Below are 17,028 nucleotides of genomic sequence, written 5' to 3'. Positions count from 1 at the left end.
GGGTAAAAAACCAGAGAAAATGTGACAGTAGTAAAACTATTTCCGAAAAATGTGAGCTGAAAGAGGGATTACGTTTTGATGACAGGATAAACGGCACAAAATATTTTTCTCATCACCAGAATATCTTTCATTTTTTATGACCGCTCACGTTTTTCCCTTGTGCAGCAGGGAATGACAACCATGATAAAAATGTAAAAATAGTGTCATCTCACTGTCATCTCACTTTTATACAGTCGCTTCGATTTTATTTATTTAGCGTTTTCATGGAGATGAGAATAATGAAATACAGCGCACTCTTTGTCGCGTTATTACCTCTGCTGGCAACCCCGATTATTCACGCAGAAACCACTGCCGCACCCGCGCTTGATAGCCGTGCAGCGCAGGGTGACATTACTGCCCCCGGTGGCGCGCGCCGTTTGAGCGGTGACCAGTCGGCGGCGCTGCGCGCGTCGATCATTGATAAACCGGCGAAAAACATAATTTTGTTGATTGGCGATGGTATGGGGGATTCCGAAATTACCGCTGCGCGCAACTACGCGCTGGGCGCGGGCGGTTTCTTTAAAGGTATCGATGCGCTACCACTGACCGGACAGTACACCCACTACGCGCTGGATAAAAAAACCGGCAAACCGGATTACGTCACTGATTCCGCTGCCTCCGCCACCGCATGGAGCACCGGTGTGAAAACCTATAACGGCGCGTTGGGCGTGGATATTCATGAGCAGCCGCATCAAACGCTGCTTGAGCTGGCAAAATCTGCGGGCCTGGCAACGGGCAATGTTTCAACCGCCGAATTGCAGGATGCGACCCCCGCGGCACAGATTTCTCACGTGACGTCACGTAAATGCTATGGCCCAAGTGTGACCACGGAAAAATGCCCGACGAACGCGCTGGAAAAAGGCGGGAAAGGCTCCATTACCGAGCAACTGCTGAACGCGCGTGCAGACGTCACGTTAGGCGGCGGTGCAAAAACCTTTGCTGAAACCGCCACCGCGGGCGAATGGCAAGGCAAAACCCTACGCGAGCAGGCGCAGGCGCGCGGCTACCAGCTGATAAGCGATGCCAGTGGACTGGCGAGTATCACCGTGGCGAATCAGGATAAACCCCTGCTGGGACTGTTCTCTGACGGCAACATGCCGGTGCGCTGGGAAGGGCCGAAAGCATCCTATCACGGTAACATTGATAAACCCGCCGTAACCTGCACGCCAAACCCGAAACGCAACGACAGCGTGCCGACGCTAGCGCAGATGACCGAAAAGGCCATTACGCTGCTGAGTAGCAACGAAAAAGGCTTCTTCTTGCAGGTGGAAGGCGCGTCGATCGACAAACAGGATCACGCGGCGAATCCGTGTGGACAAATTGGTGAAACGGTCGATCTGGACGAGGCCGTACAAAAAGCGCTGGCGTTCGCACAGAAAGACGGAAACACGCTGGTCATCGTCACCGCTGACCACGCGCACGCCAGCCAGATTGTCGCGCCGGAGACCAAAGCGCCGGGCCTGACCCAGGCGCTGAATACCAAAGACGGCGCGGTTATGGTAATGAGCTACGGTAACTCGGAAGAAGAATCGATGGAGCACACCGGCACGCAGGTGCGCATTGCCGCGTACGGCCCCCATGCGGCGAATGTCGTTGGCCTGACCGACCAGACCGATCTTTACTACACCATGAAGTCCGCGCTTGGTCTGTAATATTTCCACTATTTCCGACGGCTAAATAGCGCCGTCGGCTTGTTTTATTTCCGCCAGCGTTCAGAATTATTAGGATTGTCTTATATAAGGATAGTGCAATGAAACTCGCAATACTGGGTGCTTTTGTTTTTGGTCTCTGCTGTGTTTCTACCGCAGGTGCGGCAGATCAAACATTAACGCCGCAGCAGCAGCGCATGCGTGACTGTAATGCGCAGGCCACGGCGAAAACAATCAAAGGTGATGAGCGCAAAACTTACATGAGCGCGTGCCTGAAAGGGCAGGATGCGGCGAAAGAGAAAGGTGTAACGCCTCAGCAGCAGAAAATGCGCGAATGTAATGCAAAAGCGACCGAGCAGTCATTAAAAGGCGACGACCGTAAGAAATTTATGAGCGCCTGCCTGAAAAAATCCGCTTAACGCAATCTCTTTTATGGCAAGAAAAACGCCCGGTAGGATTTTACCGGGCGTTTGTGACTGATGAGAAACGCAACATTGCCTGATGCGCTACGCTTATCAGGCCTACAAGGTGTCTGCTAAATATTGCATTCGCAATGTTTTGTAGGCCGGATAAGGCGTTTGCGCCGCATTCGGCAAGAACAAAGCGCACGTTGGCAGCAATCTGAAACGCCCGGCCGTTTTTAGCCGGGCATTTTTATTTAGAGAATCAGGCTTTACTCATTTTCTCTGATTTATCCATGCAGGCTGCCATGGCTTCGATGACGGCTGAACGGAATCCTTTCTCTTCCAGTACGCGAACGGCTTCGATAGTCGTGCCGCCCGGCGAGCAGACCATATCTTTTAGCTCACCCGGATGTTTACCCGTTTCCAGCACCATTTTCGCGGAACCCATTACCGCCTGTGCGGCAAATTTATAGGCCTGCGCGCGCGGCATCCCCCCCACAACGGCCGCATCAGCCATCGCTTCGATAAACATGAACACATACGCCGGTGCGGAACCGCTGACGCCAACGACCGGATGAATCATCTGTTCGGCGATAATCTCGGCTTCGCCAAAACAGCGGAAAATGTTCAGTACATCGGCGGTATCTTCCGGCGTAACCAGCGCATTTGGCGTAACGGAGGTCATGCCTGCATTGACCAGCGACGGTGTGTTGGGCATCGCGCGGACGATTTTCCGATCGTGGCCGAGCGCGCGAGCCAGTTGATCCAGGGTGATGCCCGCGGCAATTGAGACCACCAAAGAATCTTTATTAAAACTGGATGCGACTTCGCTCAGTACTTTGATCATGATGCCTGGCTTCACGGCACCGAAGACGATGTCCGCCACCTGGGCGACTTCCTGTGCGCTTTCAGCTGCGTTAATACCGAACTGATCGTGCAGGGCGGCCACTTTATCCGGCGATGGGGTATAGACCCAAATCTGGCCCGGCAGCACCTGACCGCTGGCAATCAGGCCGCCAAGAATTGCTTTACCCATATTCCCGCAGCCGATGAAGCCAATCTTCTTGTCCATGATGTCTCCCATTGTGTGTTTTTTTATTAGTGTACCTTTATAGGCGATTTGTCGCGACGAGTAACCCGAACATTACGCGACAGCACGCGACGGGCGTGTCATCATTGCGTACCGTTTTGCAAAGTCAGGAGAGGTCATGACAATTTGGGTTGATGCGGACGCCTGTCCGAACGTTATCAAAGAGGTGCTGTTTCGTGCGGCGGAGCGTACCCAAACGCAGGTGACGCTGGTGGCGAATCAGTATCTGCGCGTGCCTCCCTCACGCTTTATTCGGGCGATGGTTGTGCCAAAAGGTTTTGACGTCGCGGATAACGAAATTGTGCGTTTATGTGAGCCGGGCGACCTGGTGATCACGGCTGATATTCCGCTGGCGGCTGAAGTGCTGGAGAAGGGCGCGGCAGCGTTAAATCCACGCGGTGAGCGTTACAGCAATGCGACGATTCGCGAGCGTTTAACCATGCGTGATTTCATGGACACCCTGCGGGCAAGCGGCGTGCAAACCGGCGGGCCGGGCACATTAAGCCAGCGCGACAGGCAGCAGTTTGCCGCGGAACTCGATAAATGGCTGCTGACGGCAAAACATCCTTAACGTGAATTTCGTCACAAAAATGTGTTACCGTTTGCATCGTCTGCTGGCTTGTCAACGAAGCCTGCTTTCGTGTACATTTATCTAAACAATAAGTGACACTTTTTCTTTACGCCTTTGTGCGTGCTGTTTTCAGGCTCATTTGCGCCAGTTTGGCAAAGCCTGGATAGTGCTGTAACTCTACATTTACACTTACTTGTGTACTAGTTTGGTGATATCATTCTTAATTCAGATATGCGTCCCGCATCTTCACCGTTCCAGGGAGAACGCCAGGTCATGACTCAGCCTATTTTTTTGATTGGCGCGCGTGGTTGTGGAAAAACAACTATAGGTCAACGGCTTACCCATGCCTGTGATTTTCATTTTGTGGATACCGATCAGGTGCTGCAACAGCGGGCCGGCATGACGGTCGCCGATATTGTGGTGCGCGAAGGCTGGGCGGGATTTCGTGCCCGCGAGACGCAAACGCTGCAATCCGTCACCCAACCGGGTACGGTCGTGGCCACCGGCGGGGGGATTGTGCTGGCGGAAGTGAATCGTGATTTCATGCGTAAAAACGGCGTGGTCATATACCTTAATGCGCCAGTCTCCGTCCTGGCGGGCCGCCTTGAAGCATTCCCGGAAGCGTCCCAGCGTCCAACATTAACAGGCAAACCCATTAGCGAAGAAGTGGCAGATATTCTGGCGCAACGCGATGCGCTTTATCGCCAGACGGCCCATCACATTGTCGATGCCTCAGCCTGCCCGGATGACGTGGTTGAGCAAATTCTGACCGAACTGCGCCTGGCGCGCGCCTCCTGATTCTGGCATTGCCTATACTTAATGTTCTGACAGTCAACATAAGGAAGAGCAATGCCGACCAAGCCCCCCTATCCACGTGAAGCGCGAATCGAAACGGTAGAAAAAGGTGCAACGGATAAAACCGTCACCTGGTATCAGTTGCGGGCCGATCACCCCGAACCGAATACACTGATCAGTGAACACACGACGATGCAGGACGCGCTTGATGCCAAGCAGCGCTATGAAGATCCTTCCAAAAGCTAATTCCTCTCAATAAGGCCCTGGTAATAAAGTGGTTATTTCGGGCCTTAATCACACTTTTTACTTATCGCAACTGTTATTAAAAGGTTAAAGTTAAGTTATATCAGGAGCGTGCCGGAATCGTCCGGAACCTTTACATTCCGCCTGATAAATGAACTGCTACGCTTCTGAACGGTGTTTTTTCATCCATCCAGGTGGCTAAGTGGTTAAAAGAGCCGTGTGCAGGCAGTGGTTGTAAAGAAGGTACATAACATGAATACGACGTTGGCGATTCTGACGGTAGGGGTTGTACCCGTCAAAGAAGTATTGCCACTACTCACTGAGCACATCAGGGAAGATCAGATTACCCATAAGAGTTTGTTAGGGAATCTGAGTCGTGAGGAGGTTATGAAGGAGTATGGGGCGCAACCGGGAGAGGAGACTATCCTGGCGTTGCTTAACGATAATCAACTGGTGGAAGTCTCACGTTCGAAGATTGAGCGTGACCTGCAAGCCATTATTGAGGTACTGGATAATCAGCAGTATGACGTCATTTTACTGATGAATACGTTTAAGCTGGAGCATCTTGTTGCGCGCAACGCGATGCTCATCGAGCCTCAGCGGATTATTCCACCGTTAGTGGCGTCCATTGTAGAAGGTCATCAGGTTGGCGTGATTGTTCCCATTAAGGAGATCCTTCGCGCGCAACAGGAGAAGTGGCAGATTCTGCCCTCTGAACCCTACTACGAACTGGCAAACCCGATTCACGGCACCGATCTTGAACTGGTGACCGCCGGGGGAAAACTTATCGAGCAGGGCGCAGATGTATTGGTGCTTGACTGTTTAGGCTTCCATCAGCATCACCGTGATTTGTTACAAAAAGCGCTGGATGTCCCTGTTTTACTGTCAAATGTGCTGGTCGCCAGGCTGGCGGCAGAATTATTGGTTTAACACTCTGATTTCGCGTGACAGGCTTCTGTTCGCAACCCTATATTGAGTCATTAAACACAAGACAATAAGGGCCTGTTTATGCTTCAAAGCAATGAATACTTCGACGGAAAAGTGAAATCCATTGGTTTTACCAGCAGCAGCACCGGGCGCGCGAGCGTCGGCGTGATGGCGGAAGGCGAGTACACCTTCGGCACCGCGCAGCCGGAAGAGATGACGGTAGTCAGTGGTGCGCTGAATGTGTTGCTACCTGGTGCAACCGAGTGGCAAGTGTATACAGCTGGTGAAGTGTTCAACGTGCCCGGCAACAGCGAGTTCCATCTGGAAGTGGCGGAACCGACGTCTTACCTTTGTCGTTATCTGTAAGTGTGTCTCCTTCCTGCTGCGGCAGGAAGGAGATATGAAGCCTTAACGCTGTGCTTCCCCGCCTAACCCTTCCACCAGGCTCTTAATCAGAGCAGCCAGTTCCCCGGTCATCAGAATAAAGTCAGCGTCAAAACGTGCGGCGTAGTCTTCTCTGTCGATATCTTCGTTCTGATCACGCAGTTCATCGCTGAACTTCAAACGTTTAATTGAACCGTCGTCGCACATCACGAACTGAATACGTTGCTGCCAGTCGAGTGCCAGCTTGGTCACCAGCTTACCGGCTTCGATATGTACCGCGATCTCATCGCAGACCAGATCCTGTTTCTTCGCGCGGATCACGCCGCCATCTTCGAGGATCGCTTTCAGTTCAGCTTCGTCGAGGATCTGGAAGCTTTGCGCCGCCGAGCCGGAACGCACCCATTCGGTCAGCGTCAGTTCGATCGGGTTTTCCATCGTCAGCGGGACAACCGGCAGTGAACCCAGGCTTTTACGCAGCAGGGCGAGGGTGTCTTCCGCTTTTTTCGCGCTGGCGCAGTCGACCATAATCAGACCGTTCACGGTGTCGATCCACATCATCGTCTGGCTAAAACGGCTAAAGGCGCGAGGCAGCAGAGAGTGCAGCACTTCGTCTTTCAGCGAATCTTTCTCGGTTTTTTTCAGCTTACGGCCCTGATCGGCTTCCAGCTTGTGGATCTTCGCTTCCAGCGCCTGTTTCACCACCGGAGACGGCAGGATCTTCTCTTCTTTACGGGCGCAAATAATAATCTGGCCGTTGGCCGTGTGGGTCAACGCATCGCTTTGCGACGATCCCATCGGCGGAACCCAACCGGTTTTCGCCATGTCCTGGCTTCCGCACGGGGTGAAAGTCCATTCAGCGAGCTGTTTTTCCATCTCTTCGGCGCGCAAAGAAATGTCGCGGCTGAGACGATAAACCATTAAATTTTTGAACCACAGCATGATATTTCCCACGGCTTTATCGTTAAATTCAGCGGGCATGATAACGAATTGTCTCTATGCTTGCATTGTTAATCGGGGAATTTCAGAAGGAGCGTTCTGTGCGTATTGGGATTGATCTGGGCGGTACAAAAACGGAAGTTATTGCGCTAAGCGACAAGGGAGAGCAGCTGTTCAGGCATCGCTTACCCACGCCGCGTGACTATCGGGAAACGATTGAAAACATTGCTCATTTGGTGGAAATGGCGGAAGAGGCGACCAGGCAAATCGGCACGGTGGGGATAGGTATTCCCGGCTCGATTTCGCCCTACACCGGGGTGGTGAAAAACGCGAACTCCACGTGGCTGAACGGGCAGCCGTTTGATAATGATCTCAGCGAGCGTCTGAGCCGGGAAGTGCGCCTGGCCAACGATGCTAACTGCCTGGCGGTGTCCGAAGCGATTGACGGCGCGGCGGCGGGGGCACAAACGGTGTTTGCGGTGATTATTGGTACCGGCTGCGGCGCAGGCGTGGCGATTAACGGGCGCTCGCACATTGGCGGTAACGGCACGGCGGGCGAGTGGGGGCATAATTCGCTACCGTGGATGGACGACGACGAGCTGCGCTATCGCGCTGAAGTGCCGTGCTATTGCGGAAAGCAGGGCTGTATTGAGACCTTTATTTCCGGTACCGGCTTTGCGACCGATTATCATCGGCTGAGTGGAAAAGCGCTGAAAGGACGCGAGATCATGCAGCTTGTTGAAGAGGGCGATGCGCTGGCGGAACAGGCGTTTAGTCGTTATGAGCAGCGCCTGGCGAAATCGCTGGCGAACGTGGTGAATATTCTCGATCCGGATGTGATTGTGCTGGGTGGCGGGATGAGCAACGTTGACCGTTTGTACAAAACGGTGCCGGAATTAGTGAAACCATGGGTGTTTGGCGGTGAATGTGAAACGCCGATTCGTAAAGCGGTGCACGGTGATTCCAGCGGCGTGCGCGGCGCGGCGTGGTTGTGGCCGTTGTAGGGGGAGAATTGTGCGCGCATTTCCCCCTCACCCTAACCCTCTCCCTCGAGGGAGAGGGAACCGATGGTGCCAGGGTTTAAGTGGGTGCGGTTTTCTCCCTCTCCCTGTGGGAGAGGGCCGGGGTGAGGGCATCGGTGCACACATTTCCCCCTCACCCTAACCCTCTCCCTCGAGGGAGAGGGGACCGACCGTGCCAGGGTCTAAGTGGGTGCGGTTTTCTCCCTCTCCCTGTGGGAGAGGGCCGGGGTGAGGGCATCGGTGCGCGCATTTCCCCCTCACCCTAACCCTCTCCCTCGAGGGAGAGGGATCGACCGTGCCAGGGTTTAAGTGGGTGCGGTTTTCTCCCTCTCCCTGTGGGAGAGGGCCGGGGTGAGGGCATCGGTGCACACATTTCCCCCTCACCCTAACCCTCTCCCTCGAGGGAGAGGGAACCGATGGTGCCAGAGTTTATGTGGGTGCGGTTTTCTCCCTCTCCCTGTGGGAGAGGGCCGGGGTGAGGGCATCGGTGCGCGCATTTCCCCCTCACCCTAACCCTCTCCCTCGAGGGAGAGGGAACCGACCGTGCCAGAGTTTAAGTGGGTGCGGTTTTCTCCCTCTCCCTGTGGGAGAGGGAACCGATGGTGCCAGAGTTTAAGTGGGTGCGGTTTTCTCCCTCTCCCTGTGGGAGAGGGCCGGGGTGAGGGCATCAGCGCGCACATATCCCCCTCACTCCACCGCAAACACCTTATCCAGCCTGCTATACCCCAGCCCGTTAATTTTCTTCACTTTTATCTGAACCGGAATGCGCTCTTTCATCGCCTCTACGTGGCTAATCACGCCAATGATTTTGCCGCTGGCGTTGAGCGCGTCCAGCGCGTCCAGCGCCGTGTCGAGGGTTTCGCTGTCCAGAGTGCCAAAGCCTTCGTCAAGGAACAGCGAATCGATACGCGTTTTGTGGCTCACCAGGTCAGAAAGCGCCAGCGCCAGCGCCAGGCTGACGAGGAAACTTTCGCCGCCGGAGAGGGTTCGGGTGTCGCGCACCGCGTCTGCCTGCCAGGTGTCGACCACTTCCAGTTCCAGCGCTTCACTGGCTTTACGTTGCAACAGATAGCGCCCGTGCAGGCGGCTAAGCTGGTCATTCGCCAGCCACACCAGATTATCCAGCGTCAGCCCCTGGGCGAATTTACGGAATTTATCGCCCTCTCTGGAGCCAATCAGCGCGTTCAGGTGCGCCCAGTCTTCTACCTGCGCGCTGGCTTTTTCAATCTCCAGCAGCAGGTTTTGTTGCTGGCGGCGGTTCTCTTCATCCTGTTTCACTTGCTGGCGAAGCTCGCCCTGACGAGCGCTGTTCTCGCGCAATTGTTGGGACAGGTGCGATAGATGAGTTTGTACCTGCTCAAGCGCGGTATCATCGTTGAGCGTCGTTGGGCGTTGAGCCAGATGACGTTGCAGGGCATTTTGCGCCTGCGTATCCAGCGTGCGGCACTGCTGAAGCTTGCTCTCAAGCGACACTTTCAGTTGCTCCAGACGCTCACGCTCAGGCAGTTCCAGCAACGCCGCCTGAAACGCCGCGCGATCGCTGAACGGTGATTCCGCCAGTGCCTGAGCAAATTCGCGCTCGGCCTGTTGCAGGCGCGCTTTTTCCAGTGCTTCCTGCTGCGACAAGGTTTGCCACTGGCTGGCGAGCGAGATGCAATCGTTGTGGATCTGCTGCCATCCCTCCAGCGACATGGGGGTTGTCTCTTCGATTTCACACACAGGCAGCGTATCCAGCAACGGCTGAAGCTGAGCGAGTTTTTGCTGCGTTTCACCGTGCTGCGTCTGTTGGCTTTGCCAGAGCCGGCTTTCCTCTTCGCGCGCCGCCAGCCAGACGTTCTCTTCGCCGGAAAGAGGTGCTGTGAGCGAAAGCGTCGTCAGTTGAGCCTGCAACGCTTCGCGGCGCTGGCTGAGTTCGTTCTGCGCCAGCGTAATCTGCTGCTGAAGGTCGGTTATCTGCTGCTGTAAATTCAGCCGTTGACTGTGCTGATAAAGCTGCTGTTCGTACTCTTCCTGTGTGCCAAGCCACTCGCTAATCGCTTCCTCAGCGCGAAGCGTCACGCCTAACGCGGCCGTTACGTCCTGCCATTGTGATGTAAGTGCTTGCTCCTGCTTAGAAAGAGACTCCAGCTCGCTTTCTTCAACCTGCTGTTGTTTTTGCAGGGCATCCTGCTGGCCGCGCAGGGTTGCACCTTCTTCCGCCAGACGTTTGACGTCGCGCTCCAGTTCATCGCGACGCGCCTGATTGACACCGGGCGTCAGCGCCTGGTATTGCGCAATCGCCGGATGTTCGGTGGCACCGCACAATGGGCAGGCGCAACCGGGTTGCAGCCTGGCGCGTTCGGCTTCCAGGCGCACAATCGTCGCTTCCATCTCGCATAATGCACGCACATCGCTCAGTTGCTGGTTTTGCACTTTATAGCGCTGGCGGCGATCGGTCAGCTCTGCGGTCAGTTTTTCCAGTTGCTGGCGGCGATTATCCTGCGCTTCAACCAACTGTTGACGCCGTTTTTGCAGCGGAAGAAAACGTGCATGCAACGTAGTGAGCTGCTGGCGCAGCGGGCGGGCAGCGCTGTGCGCGTTAATGGCGTCGCTGGCTTCGGCAAGATTCAGCGTAAGCGTGGAGGCCGGTAACTGGGCAAGCTGTTTTTCCAGCGTACTCAGGCGCTGCTGGTTGTTCTGCAACTGTGCGCTTTCTCGCGCCTGTAAAACAAATGCCGCGCGCCAGCCGGTGAGTTCGCTGCCCCAGTGTGCAAAACGCTTGTTCTCCTTAAGCCATTGGTTTAGCTGAGTTTGCGTCTGCTGCAACCCGCGCATCTGTTCGATAGCCGTGGCGCGGATGCGGTTACGGCGGGTGGTTGCTTCATGTAAGCGAGCATTTACTTGCAGCGTCTGCTGCTGGGTTCTGGCGAGGGTTGCGGCTTGTTCCTGAAGATGTGTCCAGCGTGGGCGCAGAAGTTCCGCCGGTTGGGCACGGCTGAGCGTTTCCAGCTGGGGTTGCGCTGTCGCCAGAGCCTGTTCTGCGGCGGCAAGCGCTTCTCGGGTGGTATGCGTTTCGCGCGTCAGTTCATTCTGACGCAGCAACCACTGTTGCTGATGTTGTGCGATCGTCTGCTGCTCCAGTGCGGCTTTCTCTTCGAGAGTAAGCGCCTGCAAACTTCCCTGCAGTGACTGTTGCTGCTCTTCACTCAGCAGCACCATCCCGGAGGATTGCGCCTGGAGTTTCTCCAGCTCGGTGCGTGCCTGTTTATGTTTTTCAAAAACTTGCGCAGAAATTCGTCCATATATTTCCGTGCCGGTGAGTTCTTCCAGCAGCTCGGCGCGTTCTTTGGGACGCGCATTAAGGAACGCGGCGAACTGCCCCTGTGACAGCAACATTGAACGGGTAAAGCGGCCGTAATCGAGCCCGCTCAACGACGCGATAAGCTCGAGCTTATCTTTGACTTTATCGGCCAGAATTTTGCCGTCATCGCGACGCGCCAGTTCAACGCGCGGGGCCTGCAGGTTGCCATCCGGCTGATTGCGCGCGCGGTTCTGGCTCCAGAACGCGCGATAGGCCACGCCCTGCACTTCAAACTCAACTTCCGCCAGACATTCAGCGGTGTCGCGGGTCATCAGATCGTTTTGTGATTGCGACACCGTGTTGAGGCGCGGCGTTTCGTGATACAGCGCGAGGCAAATGGCGTCCAGCAGAGTGGTTTTTCCCGCGCCTGTGGGGCCGGTGATGGCGAACAGACCGTTGCTGGCAAACGGTTCGGCGGTGAAATCGATTTTCCACTCGCCCTTCAGTGAGTTGAGATTCTTCAGGCGCAGGCTGAGGATTTTCATGGCTGCGGCTCCTCATCAAGCGAGTGAACGGTGAGATCAAACAGCGTTTTCAGGCGCGCCTGCCGGGATTCTTCTAGCGTTTCCAGCGCCAGACGACGCTGGAAAACCTCTTCAACTTCCAGTTCGCTTAGGGTTTCACGCAGGCTGTTGTCCAGAATGCGCTGACGCTGTTCGCGGCTGCGGCGGATCAGCAATACATCAACGGGCAAATCATCGGTAATGACCTGGATTTTACGCTGAATATCATGCAGATACTCATCGCTGGTGATTTCAATATCCAGCCAGACCGGGGGCTCTGACGGGGCATCGCGATACTGTGCCAACTGGCTGCTGATGCTGTCAAAGTCGCCCTTAATGACCGCCAGCGGTTGCGTAGCGGGCACGTCGAGTGGCGTCACGTCCTGAAGTTTACCCTCGACAAAGGTCACCTGATTGACGCTTTTGCTTTTCCCCGTTTCATCAAAGCTGAGCGGGATAGGCGAGCCGCAGTAGCGAATATGTTCGCTGCCGCCGATTTTCTGCGCGCGGTGAATATGCCCCAGCGCGATGTAATCGGCAGGCGGGAAGTTTTGCGCCGGAAACGCATCCAGTGTGCCAATATAAATATCACGCACGGCATCGCTTTTGCTGGCACCCACGGTGGTCAGGTGACCGCTGGCGATTATCGGCAGCGGGCGATCGCCACGCAGTGCGCAGGCCTGCTGGTATTGTTTCTGATAGTAGTCAGTAATGGTTTCCAGTAAATGCTGCTGTTTTTCCGCACCGGAAAGCCCGGCCTGGCTGACGACGATATCGCGCGGACGCAAAAATGGCACCGGGCAGAAAACAGCGCCAGGTGTGCCGTCGCGGCGGTTGAGAATAAAAGGTTCATGCCCGGCGCTGGCGATCACCGTGGTATTGAGAAACGACAAAATATCGCGGGATTCATTCAGCGTGGCGACGGAATCATGATTTCCGGCAAGCACCACCAGATGACAGCCGGTTTGTTGCAGATTTACCACAAAGCGGTTGTAGAGTTCGCGCGCATAGCTTGGCGGCGAGCCGGTATCAAAGATATCGCCCGCCACAATAATGGCGTCGACCTGTTCGCGTTGCGCGGTCTCCAGCAGCCAGTTCAGAAACGCATCGTGTTCTGCGGCACGGCTTTTACTGTAAAAATTCTGGCCTAAGTGCCAGTCTGAAGTGTGAAGAATTCGCATCGTCGTCCCTGTGGGGAAAAAAGCATAGCCGGGATTATACATTCCCCGACCGCAGGATCGACGGGTGTATTCCGCGAGTGTCATATTTCGTAAAGCGCCATCATTTTACGGTCATGTTTTTCATAAAACTGTCATAAATCTGACGCATAATGACGCCGAATGTATACTGATGGCTAAAAAAACAGGGCATAAAATGGCGAGACGCATTCTGGTCGTTGAAGATGAAGCACCCATCCGCGAAATGGTCTGTTTCGTGCTGGAGCAAAACGGTTTCCAGCCGATTGAGGCGGAAGATTATGACAGTGCGGTGAATCAGCTCAATGAACCCTGGCCCGATCTGATTTTGCTCGACTGGATGCTACCGGGCGGCTCAGGGCTACAGTTTATCAAACATCTCAAGCGTGAAGCGCTGACCCGCGATATCCCGGTCATGATGCTGACGGCGCGCGGTGAAGAAGAGGATCGCGTACGCGGTCTGGAAACCGGCGCGGATGACTACATTACCAAACCCTTTTCCCCGAAAGAGCTGGTGGCGCGGATCAAAGCGGTGATGCGGCGTATCTCTCCGATGGCGGTGGAGGAGGTGATTGAGATGCAGGGCCTAAGCCTTGATCCTACCTCGCATCGCGTTATGACCGGCGAAAATCCGCTCGATATGGGGCCAACCGAATTCAAACTGCTGCATTTCTTTATGACGCACCCTGAACGCGTCTACAGCCGTGAGCAATTGTTGAACCATGTCTGGGGCACCAACGTCTATGTGGAAGATCGCACGGTGGATGTGCATATTCGCCGCCTGCGCAAAGCGTTGGAACAGAGCGGCCACGATCGTATGGTGCAAACCGTTCGCGGCACGGGCTACCGTTTTTCGGCTCGTTTCTGAATGTTGACAGGAGTGTGACGCGTGCTGGAACGGCTGTCATGGAAAAGACTCGCCTTTGAGCTTTTCTTGTGTTGTCTCCCGGCCCTGATATTAGGGCTTATTATTGGCCATCTTCCCTGGTTTCTGCTGGCGGCAGTGACCGGACTGTTGATTTGGCATTTCTGGAATCTTCTGCGCCTTTCCTGGTGGTTATGGGTCGATCGCAGCATGACGCCGCCGCCGGGGCGCGGTAGCTGGGAACCGCTGCTCTACGGTCTGAATCAGATGCAACTGCGTAATAAAAAACGCCGCCGTGAACTGGGTAATCTGATTAAACGCTTTCGTAGCGGCGCAGAATCACTACCCGATGCGGTGGTGTTGACCACAGAAGAGGGCGCAATCTTCTGGTGTAACGGCCTGGCGCAACAACTGCTTGGTCTGCGCTGGCCGGACGATAGCGGGCAAAATATTCTTAACCTGTTGCGTTATCCGGAATTTACGCAGCATCTTAAGCAACGCGAGTTTCTTAAACCGCTGCATCTGGTGCTCAATAATGGGCGTCATCTGGAAATCCGTATCATGCCTTATACCGACCGGCAGTTGCTGATGGTGGCGCGCGACGTCACCCAAATGCACCAGTTGGAAGGCGCACGGCGCAACTTCTTTGCCAACGTCAGTCATGAACTGCGTACGCCATTGACGGTTCTGCAGGGCTATCTTGAGATGCTTCAGGAGCAGGTACTGGAAGGCGCGACGCGTGAAAAAGCCCTGCATACGATGCGTGAACAGACGCAGCGTATGGAAGGGCTGGTGAAGCAATTACTGACGCTATCGAAAATTGAAGCCGCGCCGACCCTCACCCTCAATGAAAAAGTGGATGTACCGATGATGCTGCGGGTGGTTGAGCGGGAAGCGCAAACGCTAAGCCAGGGCCAGCATGAACTCCATTTTGAAATTGATGAGGCATTGAAGGTGCTGGGCAATGAAGATCAACTGCGCAGTGCGGTGTCAAACCTGGTTTATAACGCGGTGAACCATACGCCCGCCGGCACGAAAATCACCGTGCGCTGGCAGCATGCGCCGCACGGTGCGCTGTTTAGCGTCGAGGACAACGGGCCTGGCATTGCGGCGGAACATCTTCCCCGTTTAACCGAGCGTTTTTACCGGGTGGATAAAGCGCGCTCCCGGCAAACTGGCGGCAGCGGCTTAGGCCTGGCGATTGTGAAACATGCGTTAAATCATCATGATAGCCGCCTGGATGTTGAAAGCCAGCCAGGAAAAGGAACACGCTTTAGTTTCCTGCTGCCGGAACGTTTAATTGCCACATAAAGCGCCAGATTTAGCACTTGTCACGATGAGTTTCCACAGACCAGCTTCGGCTGGTCTGTTTGCTTTGCAGTCAATTTCCCATCGGATATTTTATGAACAACTGGCGCTTTTTTGTTCGCATGATCAGCCATGTGTTTTTCCTATATCTGGTTAATCGTTCCAGGTTTGTATTTAGTATTAGTATAATCGTCTGGTTTTGCGATCCCATATTGCTTTAAAACGTTATAAGCGTTTAAATTGCGCCTAATGCAGTAGGAATCAGACTGTATTTACGTAGCAAATCAAAAAACTATTCTTCCTCACGCTACGAAGGGAGCATATCCCGCTGAGTTTGTTGCTTGTTTCCTCTGAAAGATTCCGTTGGAGCGAGCGCAAAGTTTTTTATTTGTACAACACCACATCCACAGGCAGTAGTTACATATGACCCATCAGTTAAAAACACGCGATATCATCGCTCTGGGCTTTATGACCTTTGCGTTGTTTGTCGGCGCTGGCAACATTATTTTCCCTCCAATGGTTGGTTTACAGGCGGGCCCGAACGTCTGGATCGCCGCGCTCGGCTTTTTAATTACCGCAGTCGGTCTGCCTGTGTTGACCGTTGTCGCGCTGGCAAAGGTCGGCGGTGGTGTTGATAGCCTCAGTACGCCAATCGGTAAAGTCGCAGGGGTTCTGCTGGCAACCGTTTGTTATCTCGCTGTTGGCCCGCTGTTTGCGACGCCGCGTACCGCGACTGTCTCCTTCGAAATCGGTATTGCCCCGCTGACGGGTGATGGTGCGATGCCGCTGTTTATCTACAGCCTGGTCTATTTTGCGCTGGTCATTCTGGTTTCCCTCTATCCAGGCAAACTGCTCGATACCGTCGGCAACTTCCTGGCACCAATGAAAATTCTGGCGCTGCTGGTGCTTTCCGTGGCGGCGGTTATCTGGCCGGCTGGCCCTATCAGTCATGCTCTTGAAGCGTATCAAACGGCACCGTTTTCTAATGGTTTCGTGAATGGTTATCTGACTATGGATACCCTTGGCGCGATGGTATTTGGGATCGTAATCGTGAACGCGGCCCGCTCCCGCGGCGTGACCGAGGCTCGCTTGCTGACTCGCTATACCATCTGGGCTGGCCTGATGGCCGGCGTTGGCCTGACGCTGCTGTACCTGGCGTTGTTCCGCCTGGGCTCCGATAGCGCGCTGCTGGTTGATAAGAGCGCAAACGGCGCGGCGATTCTGCATGCTTATGTGCAGCATACCTTCGGCGGAGCGGGTAGCTTCCTGCTGGCGGCGCTGATCTTTATCGCTTGTCTGGTTACGGCGGTTGGCCTGACCTGTGCGTGCGCGGAATTTTTCGCGCAGTATCTGCCGCTCTCTTATCGCTCGCTGGTGTTTATTCTGGGTATCTTCTCGATGGCGGTCTCCAACCTGGGGCTGAGCCACCTGATTCAGATCTCCATTCCGGTGCTGACGATGATCTATCCGCCCTGTATCGCACTGGTTGTATTAAGCTTTACCCGCGGTTGGTGGCATAATTCGACTCGCGTAATTGCACCAGCGATGTTTATCAGCCTGATGTTTGGTATCCTTGACGGCATCAAAGCATCGGCCTTCGCTGATGTGCTGCCTGGCTGGACGGCGCGTTTGCCGATGGCGGAGCAAGGCCTGGCCTGGCTGCTGCCGACGGTGATAATGGCGGTTCTGGCGATTATCTGGGACCGTGCCGCAGGCCGACAGGTAACGTCTAACGCGCATTAATTTTCGCGCGATA

General features: G+C 54.7%; 15 protein-coding genes. 11 read left to right on the top strand and 4 right to left on the bottom strand.

Annotated elements, in window-relative coordinates; all coding sequences use genetic code 11:
• Window positions 1–263: 263 nt before the first annotated feature.
• Together phoA and ACOXYR_RS16365 are read left to right on the top strand one after the other, a co-directional pair.
• The gene (phoA, locus tag ACOXYR_RS16370; protein ID WP_421355820.1) at window positions 264–1,691 is read left to right on the top strand and encodes an alkaline phosphatase; all 1,428 of its coding nucleotides are present in this window, start codon (window positions 264–266) and stop codon (window positions 1,689–1,691) included.
• 98 nt (window positions 1,692–1,789) lie between these two features.
• Window positions 1,790–2,107, top strand: coding sequence for a PsiF family protein (locus ACOXYR_RS16365; protein ID WP_113858761.1), 318 nt, complete (start codon window positions 1,790–1,792; stop codon window positions 2,105–2,107).
• Between the two features lie 247 nt (window positions 2,108–2,354).
• Here the strand turns inward: ACOXYR_RS16365 and proC are convergent, their stop codons facing one another.
• Window positions 2,355–3,164 (bottom strand): pyrroline-5-carboxylate reductase, encoded by an 810-nt coding sequence (gene proC, locus ACOXYR_RS16360; protein WP_108474787.1) that lies wholly within the window; start codon window positions 3,162–3,164, stop codon window positions 2,355–2,357.
• 136 nt (window positions 3,165–3,300) lie between these two features.
• Between proC and ACOXYR_RS16355 the strand changes: the two genes are divergently transcribed.
• From ACOXYR_RS16355 to ppnP, 5 genes are all read left to right on the top strand, one after another.
• Window positions 3,301–3,753 carry a YaiI/YqxD family protein gene (locus ACOXYR_RS16355; protein WP_113858762.1) on the top strand — a complete coding sequence of 151 codons (453 nt, stop codon included), beginning with the start codon at window positions 3,301–3,303 and terminating at the stop codon, window positions 3,751–3,753.
• A gap of 273 nt (window positions 3,754–4,026) precedes the next feature.
• A complete protein-coding gene (gene aroL / locus ACOXYR_RS16350; protein ID WP_108474789.1) occupies window positions 4,027–4,551 on the top strand; it encodes a shikimate kinase AroL in 525 nt (174 codons plus the stop codon).
• Between the two features lie 51 nt (window positions 4,552–4,602).
• Complete coding sequence (locus ACOXYR_RS16345) at window positions 4,603–4,794, top strand: YaiA family protein (protein WP_108474790.1); 192 nt, start codon at window positions 4,603–4,605, stop codon at window positions 4,792–4,794.
• A gap of 249 nt (window positions 4,795–5,043) precedes the next feature.
• The gene (locus ACOXYR_RS16340; protein WP_108474791.1) at window positions 5,044–5,721 is read left to right on the top strand and encodes an AroM family protein; all 678 of its coding nucleotides are present in this window, start codon (window positions 5,044–5,046) and stop codon (window positions 5,719–5,721) included.
• A gap of 78 nt (window positions 5,722–5,799) precedes the next feature.
• A complete protein-coding gene (gene ppnP / locus ACOXYR_RS16335) occupies window positions 5,800–6,084 on the top strand; it encodes a pyrimidine/purine nucleoside phosphorylase (RefSeq protein ID WP_015965634.1) in 285 nt (94 codons plus the stop codon).
• A gap of 42 nt (window positions 6,085–6,126) precedes the next feature.
• Here ppnP and rdgC read toward each other — a convergent pair whose 3' ends face one another.
• Entirely contained in the window at window positions 6,127–7,041 is a 915-nt protein-coding gene (gene rdgC, locus ACOXYR_RS16330; RefSeq protein WP_108474900.1) for a recombination-associated protein RdgC, read from the bottom strand.
• Between the two features lie 98 nt (window positions 7,042–7,139).
• Between rdgC and mak the strand changes: the two genes are divergently transcribed.
• Window positions 7,140–8,042, top strand: a complete 903-nt coding sequence (mak, locus tag ACOXYR_RS16325) for a fructokinase (RefSeq protein WP_421355821.1) — start codon at window positions 7,140–7,142, stop codon at window positions 8,040–8,042.
• Window positions 8,043–8,747: 705 nt separating this feature from the next.
• Here the strand turns inward: mak and sbcC are convergent.
• Both sbcC and sbcD read right to left on the bottom strand, forming a co-directional pair.
• Window positions 8,748–11,885, bottom strand: coding sequence for an exonuclease subunit SbcC (gene sbcC / locus ACOXYR_RS16320; RefSeq protein ID WP_421355822.1), 3,138 nt, complete (start codon window positions 11,883–11,885; stop codon window positions 8,748–8,750).
• Window positions 11,882–13,084, bottom strand: a complete 1,203-nt coding sequence (sbcD, locus tag ACOXYR_RS16315) for an exonuclease subunit SbcD (RefSeq protein ID WP_421355823.1) — start codon at window positions 13,082–13,084, stop codon at window positions 11,882–11,884. Before sbcD ends, sbcC begins: the two co-directional genes overlap by 4 nt.
• Before the next feature lie 193 nt (window positions 13,085–13,277).
• Here sbcD and phoB point away from each other — a divergent pair, with 193 nt between their 5' ends.
• The 3 genes from phoB (at window position 13,278) to brnQ (ending at window position 17,015) form a co-directional block, all read left to right on the top strand.
• On the top strand, window positions 13,278–13,967 hold the full coding sequence (gene phoB / locus ACOXYR_RS16310; protein ID WP_108474901.1) for a phosphate response regulator transcription factor PhoB: 690 nt from the start codon (window positions 13,278–13,280) through the stop codon (window positions 13,965–13,967).
• 21 nt (window positions 13,968–13,988) lie between these two features.
• Complete coding sequence (gene phoR, locus ACOXYR_RS16305; protein WP_108474795.1) at window positions 13,989–15,275, top strand: phosphate regulon sensor histidine kinase PhoR; 1,287 nt, start codon at window positions 13,989–13,991, stop codon at window positions 15,273–15,275.
• 420 nt (window positions 15,276–15,695) lie between these two features.
• Complete coding sequence (gene brnQ, locus ACOXYR_RS16300; protein WP_108474796.1) at window positions 15,696–17,015, top strand: branched-chain amino acid transporter carrier protein BrnQ; 1,320 nt, start codon at window positions 15,696–15,698, stop codon at window positions 17,013–17,015.
• The last annotated feature ends 13 nt before the right edge of the window (window positions 17,016–17,028 follow it).

It is taken from the genome of Pseudocitrobacter faecalis, assembly GCF_965231525.1.
GTDB classification, from domain to species: Bacteria; Pseudomonadota; Gammaproteobacteria; order Enterobacterales; family Enterobacteriaceae; genus Pseudocitrobacter; species Pseudocitrobacter faecalis.
This window is presented reverse-complemented; position numbering and strand designations above follow the sequence as displayed.

What these genes read in the sequence shown, in the direction of transcription:
- phoA (WP_421355820.1), top strand. Translation starts at nt 264, where the DNA reads ATGGAGATGAGAATAATGAAATACAGCGCACTCTTTGTCGCGTTATTA.
- ACOXYR_RS16365 (WP_113858761.1), top strand. Translation starts at nt 1,790, where the DNA reads ATGAAACTCGCAATACTGGGTGCTTTTGTTTTTGGTCTCTGCTGTGTT.
- proC (WP_108474787.1), bottom strand. Translation starts at nt 3,164, where the DNA reads ATGGACAAGAAGATTGGCTTCATCGGCTGCGGGAATATGGGTAAAGCA.
- ACOXYR_RS16355 (WP_113858762.1), top strand. Translation starts at nt 3,301, where the DNA reads ATGACAATTTGGGTTGATGCGGACGCCTGTCCGAACGTTATCAAAGAG.
- aroL (WP_108474789.1), top strand. Translation starts at nt 4,027, where the DNA reads ATGACTCAGCCTATTTTTTTGATTGGCGCGCGTGGTTGTGGAAAAACA.
- ACOXYR_RS16345 (WP_108474790.1), top strand. Translation starts at nt 4,603, where the DNA reads ATGCCGACCAAGCCCCCCTATCCACGTGAAGCGCGAATCGAAACGGTA.
- ACOXYR_RS16340 (WP_108474791.1), top strand. Translation starts at nt 5,044, where the DNA reads ATGAATACGACGTTGGCGATTCTGACGGTAGGGGTTGTACCCGTCAAA.
- ppnP (WP_015965634.1), top strand. Translation starts at nt 5,800, where the DNA reads ATGCTTCAAAGCAATGAATACTTCGACGGAAAAGTGAAATCCATTGGT.
- rdgC (WP_108474900.1), bottom strand. Translation starts at nt 7,041, where the DNA reads ATGCTGTGGTTCAAAAATTTAATGGTTTATCGTCTCAGCCGCGACATT.
- sbcC (WP_421355822.1), bottom strand. Translation starts at nt 11,885, where the DNA reads ATGAAAATCCTCAGCCTGCGCCTGAAGAATCTCAACTCACTGAAGGGC.
- sbcD (WP_421355823.1), bottom strand. Translation starts at nt 13,084, where the DNA reads ATGCGAATTCTTCACACTTCAGACTGGCACTTAGGCCAGAATTTTTAC.
- phoB (WP_108474901.1), top strand. Translation starts at nt 13,278, where the DNA reads ATGGCGAGACGCATTCTGGTCGTTGAAGATGAAGCACCCATCCGCGAA.
- brnQ (WP_108474796.1), top strand. Translation starts at nt 15,696, where the DNA reads ATGACCCATCAGTTAAAAACACGCGATATCATCGCTCTGGGCTTTATG.